Genomic DNA, 6628 nt, shown 5'->3' with positions numbered 1-6628 from the left:
TGCCCATGATCAGGACGAACACGAAGAGGTTGTCGACGCTGAGCGACTTCTCGGTGATGTACCCGGCGAAGAACTCCCCCGTCGGTTTGCCCCCGCCGAAGACGAACACCCCGATGCCGAACAGACAGGCCAGCACGACCCAGACGACGGTCCAGGTCCCGGCCTCCTTGACCGAGACGTCGTGCGGCTTGCGGCCGATGAAGAAGTCGGCGGCGACCAGCGCGCACAGCGCCGCGACGGTCAACAGCCAGACGGAGAGCGAGACGTTCACAGGGGTACTCCTGGCGCAGGTGTGGGGGTGAAAATCGTTGTCGCACCAGCGGCCGAATTTCCACCCCTGCCAGATGAACAGAAGGTCATGTCCTGGCAAGGTTCGGAGCGCACCCGGCGTGCCCGCCGAACGGCGGGGAGCTTCCGCCGAACGGCGGTGCTCCGTGGGGGCGCGCGTGCCCGGATCATGGCTGCACGAGCCGCCCCGCCGAGGAGACGCCATGACATCCGTCCCGCCGCCGTTCGACCCCGAACTCGCCGCCGCCCTGGAACTGATCAAGGACTTCATCCAGCCCGGCCTGGCCTTGGAGGACATCGAGGCCGCCCGTCAGGGCCCGGCCACGGCGATGCTCGCCCAGCTGGACCTGACGGCCGGCGGCGCCTTCACAGTCGAGAACCGCACCGTGCCGGGGCCCGAGGGCTCCCCGGAGATCTCCCTGCTGATCTGCCGCCCCGCCTCGCCGGCGTCCGACCGGCCGCGTCCCGTCGTCTACCACGTGCACGGCGGCGGGATGGTCCTCGGCGACAACCGGTCCGGGGTGGACGTGGCACTGGACTGGGCGCGGGAGCTGGACCTGGTCGTGGTGTCGGTGGAGTACCGTCTCGCGCCCGAGCACCCGCACCCCGCGCCCGTCGAGGACGTGTACGCCGGGCTGCTGTGGACGGCGGAGCACGCCAAGGAGCTCGGCGCGGACCCGGACCGCATCGTGATCGCCGGCGCCAGCGCGGGCGGCGGGCTGACGGCGGCGCTCGCCCTGCTGCTGCGCGACCGCGGCGGCCCGCGGCCCGTCGGCCAGCTGCTGATGTGCCCGATGCTGGACGACCGCAACGACACCGTCTCCTCCCACCAGATGGCGGGCCTCGGCATATGGGACCGCACCGCCAACGACACCGGCTGGACGGCGCTGCTCGGAGCGGCGCGCGGCGGCCCGGACGTGTCGCCGTACGCGGCGCCCGCCCGTGCCGGGGACCTGTCCGGGCTGCCGCCCGCCTTCCTCGACGTGGGCTCCGCCGAGACCTTCCGGGACGAGGTCGTCGACTACGCGTCCCGGATCTGGCAGGTCGGCGGGGTCGCCGAACTGCATGTGTGGCCGGGCGGCTTCCACGGCTTCGACGGCTTCGCGCCGCAGGCGACGCTGTCGAAGGCGGCCCGGGCGGCCCAGCTGGACTGGCTGCGCAGACTGCTCGCCGAGTAGCCGTGGCACGGCCTCGACCCTCCTCCGCGAGGAGTGTGTGGCGCATGATGAGCATATGAAAGAGCTGGCGGGGCGCCTGACGGCACTGGACCCGGACGCCGGCGCCGCCGTCCGCGTCATCGCCTACTTCGACCGGCTGACGGAGGGCCGCGCCGGGGCCGAGGCGCTGGTGCGCGGGGCCGCGGTGCTCGCCGGGGTGCCGGCGCGGCTCGTCGACGCGGACCGCGGGGTGCGGATCCGGATCGAGGCCGACGGCGTCCGGCGGGACTCCGGGCCGCCGCCGGACCCCGCCTGGCCGTCCGCCGCGCTGACCCCGGGCGGAGCGCCCGCCTTCTGGCTGGAACGCGCCGACCCGAGACCGAGCGTGGTCGACGCCGTGATCCTGGAGCGGGCCTCCGGCGCTGCCCGGCTCGTCCTGGACCGCACCCGCGGCCGGGTCCCGCTGGACGATCCCGCCCTCGTCGAGACGCTGGTGGACGCCGGCGCCGCCGAGCCGGCCCGGCTGCACGCCGCCCGCCGTCTCGGCCTCGACGTGCGCGCGCCGGCCCGCGCCCTCGCTGCCGCGGCGGGCCCGCCCAGGGTCGTCCCCGCCTCCGCCGCACCCGGCAGCGCCGAGCCGGCCGCCGTCCGCACCGGTGTCGGCCCCGCCGTGTCCGTGCTGGAGCTGCCGGGGTCGTGGGACGCCGCCCGGACCGCGCTGCGGTTCACCGCGGAAGGGGGAGCGCTGGATCCCGGGCCCCGGGTGGTGTACGCCGAGGAGCTCGGCGGGATCGCGCTGCTGGCCGACCTCATCGCTGCGGGCGCCGAACCGCCGCCCGACGTCCGGGCGTTGGACGCGGTCGCCGCGGACGCGCCCTGGCTGCTGAGCACGCTGTACGCCGTCGCCACGACGGCGAGCCTGCGGGCTGCCGCGGCCGAGGCCCACGTGCACCACTCCACGCTCCAGAGCAGGCTGGCGCACGCCGAACACCTGCTGGGCTGGCCGGTGCGCACCCCGCAGGGACGACTGCGACTGCACCTCGCGCTGACCATGCGGAGGCTGACCCGGCCGTAGGCACGCGAGCGCCGGGGGCGGGGCCGACCGACGCGATCGCCCCCGCGCCCCGCGCCCCGGACCGGCCATGCCCCGGACGCCGCACGCCCCGGGCGACCCGCGCCCCGGGCACCCGCGCCCCCGGTGCGCTCAGACCTTGGTCCGCTCAGACTTTGGTCCGCTCAGACTTTGGTCCGCTCAGGCCTTGGCCTTCTGGAGCTCGCCCTCCGCTTCGGCCGCGTCCTCGTCCGCGACGGCGGGACGCGCCGCGGGGATGACGGCCGCGATGGCCGCGGAGACCAGCGCGAGGCCGCCGCCGACGAGGAGCGCGGTGCGGAATCCGTCCTCGGAGGCGAAGGTGTGACCGCTCATGGTCGTGGTCATCTGGGAGAGGATCACACCGATGACCGCGGAGCCGATCGAGGTGCCGAGCGAGCGCATCAGGGTGTTGAAGCCGTTCGCGGAGGCGGTCTCGCTCTGCGGGACCGAGCTCATGATCAGGGCGGGCATCGCCCCGTACGCGAGACCCACGCCACCGCTGGTGACGAGCGTGACCACCATGACGCCCCAGGCGGACCCCATCAGCGCCAGCGAGACGAAGTAGCCCGCCGCCAGCACCAGAGCGCCGCAGACCAGCGTGACCTTCGGGCCGCGGGCGTTGGTGAGCTTCCCGCCGAGGGGGGAGACCAGCATCATCGTCAGGCCGCCGGGCGCCATCCACAGACCCGCCGCGAGCATCGACTGGCCTAGGCCGTAGCCGGTGGCCTCCGGGAACTGGAGCAGCTGCGGCATCACGAGCATGCTCGCGTACATGCCGAAGCCGATGAAGACGGAGGCGAGGTTGGTGAGCAGCACCCGGGGACGGGCCGTGGTGCGCAGGTCGATCAGCGGGTCGGTCGTGCGCATCTCCCAGCGGCCCCAGCCGGCCAGCGCCACGACGGCGGCGGCGAACAGACCGAGGGTGGCGCCGGAGGCCCATCCCCAGTCGCCGCCCTTGGAGACGCCGAGCAGCAGGCAGACCAGTCCGATGCCGAGGCCGATCGCGCCGGGCAGGTCGAAGCGCTGGCCCGCGGCGCCGGCCGGGACGTCCGGGACGAGTGTGTAGATCAGCACGGCGACGACGACGGCCAGTGCGGCGGAGCCCCAGAAGAGCACACGCCAGTTCGCGTACTGGGCGACCGCGGCGGCCAGCGGCAGGCCGATCGCGCCGCCGATGCCCATGGAGGCGCTGACCAGCGCGATGGAGCCGCTGAGCTTCTCGGCCGGCACGACGTCCCGCAGCAGCGCGATGCCCAGCGGCACCATGCCCATGCCCATGCCCTGCAGACCGCGGCCCACGATCATCGTCACCACGTCGGAGGCGAACGCGCAGAGCACGGAGCCGACGATGAGCGGCACCGAGCAGGCCAGCAGCATCCGGCGTTTGCCCACGAGGTCGCCGAGTCGGCCGACGACGGGCACGCACACGGCCGCCACCAGCAGCGTGACCGTGATCACCCAGGCCGCATTGGAGGACGAGGTGTCCAGGATCTGCGGCAGTTCGGCGATCAGCGGCGTGACCAGCGTCTGCATGATCGCCGCCGTGGTGCCGGCGAAGGCCAGCGTGGCGATCACGGCGCCGGGGCGGGCCGTGGGCTGAAGGGCGGGGGCGCCCATAGGGACTCCTCGGGAAGGGGTGCGCAACGATGTGCATGGTACATGCAATGTGTATCGCGCACATGATGTGTCCCATACACATCGATATGCCAGGATGGGGGCATGGAGACGCCCGCCCACGAGGTCGAGTACGAGCAGATGCTGCTGAGCCGTCACACGTTCCTGAACCAGCGGGGCGGCCGCCGCAAGAACAGCGTCCTGGAGCGCAGCGCCTACGTCCTGCTGAGCCGGATCCGGGTGCAGGGGCCCATGTCGATCGGGGAGCTCAGCGACGCCTTCGGGCTGGACGCGTCCACCCTCAACCGGCAGACGGCGGCGGCGATGCGGGCGCGGCTGATCGAGCGCATCCCCGATCCGGAGGGCGGGATGGCCCGCAAGTTCCGGCTCACGGACGAGGGACTGCGCCTGCTCGACATGGAGCGGGAAGGGATCATCGAGATCCTGGACCAGGTGATGCACGACTGGTCCGACGACGACATCGCGGCCTTCGCGGGTTACCTGCGGCGCTTCAACAACGGCATCGAGGCCATCGGCGGACGCCCCTGGCCGCGCCCGTAGCCCGCACGGGTTTTTCGCGTCAGGAAGCGCTCGGCGCGACGGACGGTCCCGCCGCTCCCAACTGCCTTATCTCTCCGCCGAGTTTGGGCTGGAACCGGGTCAGCGCCTCGGGCTGCGCACTGACCACCCAGCGGGAGCCGACCAGGTACCGCCCGCCGTAGATCGCCGCGGCGTCGAGCCAGGTCTCCTTGTGCCGCTCCTCGGGGAACGTGGTGATGAGGTAGTCGGCCCCCGCGGAGTGACAGACCCCCTGACGCAGTTCCGCCGCCTCGATGCGGATGGTCGCCTTGCAGCCGGTCAGTCCCGCGATGACCTCGACCTTCGCCGGCGCCACGACCCCGGCCGCCGCCGCGGCGGTCACCGTGGTCGGCGTCGGCTCGTCCTTCCCTGCGGCGCCGTCCGCTCCGCCGCCGCACGCGGTCGCGAACAGGAGCAGGGTCAGGGCGGCGGCGCGCGGGAGGCGGGCCGGGGGCTGCTGAGGCACGTACGACTCCGTATCTGCGTGGCGGCGTTGCTCCGTGCGCGCCCGACGACGGGCACACGTCGAGGGGTACGGCAGCGCCCCCTCCGGCGTTCACCCGCCCGGCGGCCGACCCGGCCCGACGGCGAGCCGGTCGGTCCCAGGCGTCGCCTCCGCCCCGGGCCCTCGTCGCGCCGCCCGAACGGTCCGGCGCCGCGCGGCGCCGAGAAGCGGTGACTGAGCGCGGCCGCGCGCCCCGCGCACCGTGGCCGAGGGGTCGGGCCCTCGCCCCCCGGCCCGCCGGGTCGGCCTGACGCCGGCGCCGCCGGTCTGTCTAAGGTGGAGAGGATCGCCACGCGCCCGGGAGCCCCCATGATCGGTATCCGTCGCAAGAGACCTGCCGGCGCCCTCGACGCCATCGAGCCCCCGGGCAACGCCGAGACGGTCGTCGGCGTGCTCACGGTGACGGTGCTGGTCGAGGTGCTGGGCGTGCTGTCCGGGTCCGAGGTGTGGCTGCTCGGGCTCCTGGTCTTCCTGCCGGGTACGGCGTCGGCGCTGTGCACCGTGCAGCAGACCAGGTTCGTCGCCGCGTGGACCACCCTGTTCGTCTCCCTCACCCTGTTCCTGCGGGCCGGCGACGGGGCCAGGTGGCTGGACCGCAGTCTGCTGGTGCTGCTCACCCTGGTCCTCGGGGTCGTCTCCGTGTACGCCTGCCACCGCCGCATCGCGCGTGAGCAGGAGATGCTGCGCCTGCGCTCCACCGCCGCCGCCATGCAGCGGCACATCCTGCACCCCCTCCCCCTGCTCACCGACGACGTCCTCGTCAACGGCGTCTACGAGCCCGTGCAGGAGGACCGGCTCGTCGGCGGCGACATCTACGACGTGGTCGACTCGCCGTGGGGCACGCGGGTGCTGATCGGGGACGTCCAGGGCAAGGGCCTGGCCGCGGTGGGCGCCGCGTTCGCCGTCATCGGCGCCTTCCGGGAGGCGGCCTACCGGGAGCCCACGCTCACCGCACTCGTCGACGCCCTGGACGCCGCGGTCGTCCGGCACAACTCCTACGCCGAACAGACCGGCGACGACGAACGGTTCGTGACCGCCCTCATCGTCTGCGTCGACGCGGACGACGAGGCGCAGATCGTCAACTGCGGCCACATACCCCCGCGTCTGGTGCACGAGGGCGCGGTCACCACGGCCGCGGTGGACCCGGGCGTGCCGCTGGGCCTCGCCGAGCTGGCCGTCGAGCCCACGACCGTGGACTGGTTCGCGTTCCCGGACGGCGCCACGCTGGTGCTGACCACCGACGGACTCACCGAGACCCGTGCCGCCGACGGCACGTTCTATCCGCTCGACGAGCGTCTGATGAAACACCTCGACCGCTCCCCCACCGAGCTGCCCGGGGCCCTGCACGAGGACGCCCGCGGCTTCGCGGCGGACGGCCGCCGCCACGACGAC

Annotated in this window: 6 protein-coding genes and 1 pseudogene; 4 read left to right on the top strand and 3 right to left on the bottom strand. The window is 73.6% G+C overall.

Features of this window, described 5'->3' with window-relative positions; all coding sequences use genetic code 11:
• Nucleotides 1-271, bottom strand: a pseudogene (locus ABT300_RS39925) (TerC family protein); the annotation flags it as partial.
• Between the two features lie 220 nt (nt 272-491).
• On the opposite strand from ABT300_RS39925, the gene ABT300_RS39920 reads away from it, so the two are divergent.
• A complete protein-coding gene (locus tag ABT300_RS39920) occupies nt 492-1466 on the top strand; it encodes an alpha/beta hydrolase (protein ID WP_351686848.1) in 975 nt (324 codons plus the stop codon).
• A 55-nt stretch (nt 1467-1521) separates the two neighbouring features.
• A complete protein-coding gene (locus tag ABT300_RS39915) occupies nt 1522-2520 on the top strand; it encodes a helix-turn-helix domain-containing protein (protein ID WP_351686845.1) in 999 nt (332 codons plus the stop codon).
• 177 nt (nt 2521-2697) lie between these two features.
• Here ABT300_RS39915 and ABT300_RS39910 read toward each other — a convergent pair whose 3' ends face one another.
• Entirely contained in the window at nt 2698-4155 is a 1458-nt protein-coding gene (locus ABT300_RS39910) for an MFS transporter (protein WP_351686843.1), read from the bottom strand.
• Nucleotides 4156-4257: 102 nt separating this feature from the next.
• On the opposite strand from ABT300_RS39910, the gene ABT300_RS39905 reads away from it, so the two are divergent.
• Nucleotides 4258-4713 carry a MarR family winged helix-turn-helix transcriptional regulator gene (locus tag ABT300_RS39905; RefSeq protein ID WP_351686840.1) on the top strand — a complete coding sequence of 152 codons (456 nt, stop codon included), beginning with the start codon at nt 4258-4260 and terminating at the stop codon, nt 4711-4713.
• 19 nt (nt 4714-4732) lie between these two features.
• Here ABT300_RS39905 and ABT300_RS39900 read toward each other — a convergent pair whose 3' ends face one another.
• On the bottom strand, nt 4733-5197 hold the full coding sequence (locus tag ABT300_RS39900) for a hypothetical protein (protein ID WP_351686838.1): 465 nt from the start codon (nt 5195-5197) through the stop codon (nt 4733-4735).
• A gap of 348 nt (nt 5198-5545) precedes the next feature.
• On the opposite strand from ABT300_RS39900, the gene ABT300_RS39895 reads away from it, so the two are divergent.
• Nucleotides 5546-6628, top strand: a 1083-nt coding sequence (locus ABT300_RS39895) for a PP2C family protein-serine/threonine phosphatase (protein ID WP_351686835.1), incomplete at its 3' end; no start/stop codon positions are given.

The sequence above is a fragment of the Streptomyces sp. NPDC001027 genome (assembly GCF_040299045.1).
Classification (GTDB): domain Bacteria; phylum Actinomycetota; class Actinomycetes; order Streptomycetales; family Streptomycetaceae; genus Streptomyces.
This window is presented reverse-complemented; position numbering and strand designations above follow the sequence as displayed.

Coding starts and splice junctions, on each gene's coding strand:
- ABT300_RS39920 (WP_351686848.1), top strand. CDS start 492: ATGACATCCGTCCCGCCGCCGTTCGACCCCGAACTCGCCGCCGCCCTG.
- ABT300_RS39915 (WP_351686845.1), top strand. CDS start 1,522: ATGAAAGAGCTGGCGGGGCGCCTGACGGCACTGGACCCGGACGCCGGC.
- ABT300_RS39910 (WP_351686843.1), bottom strand. CDS start 4,155: ATGGGCGCCCCCGCCCTTCAGCCCACGGCCCGCCCCGGCGCCGTGATC.
- ABT300_RS39905 (WP_351686840.1), top strand. CDS start 4,258: ATGGAGACGCCCGCCCACGAGGTCGAGTACGAGCAGATGCTGCTGAGC.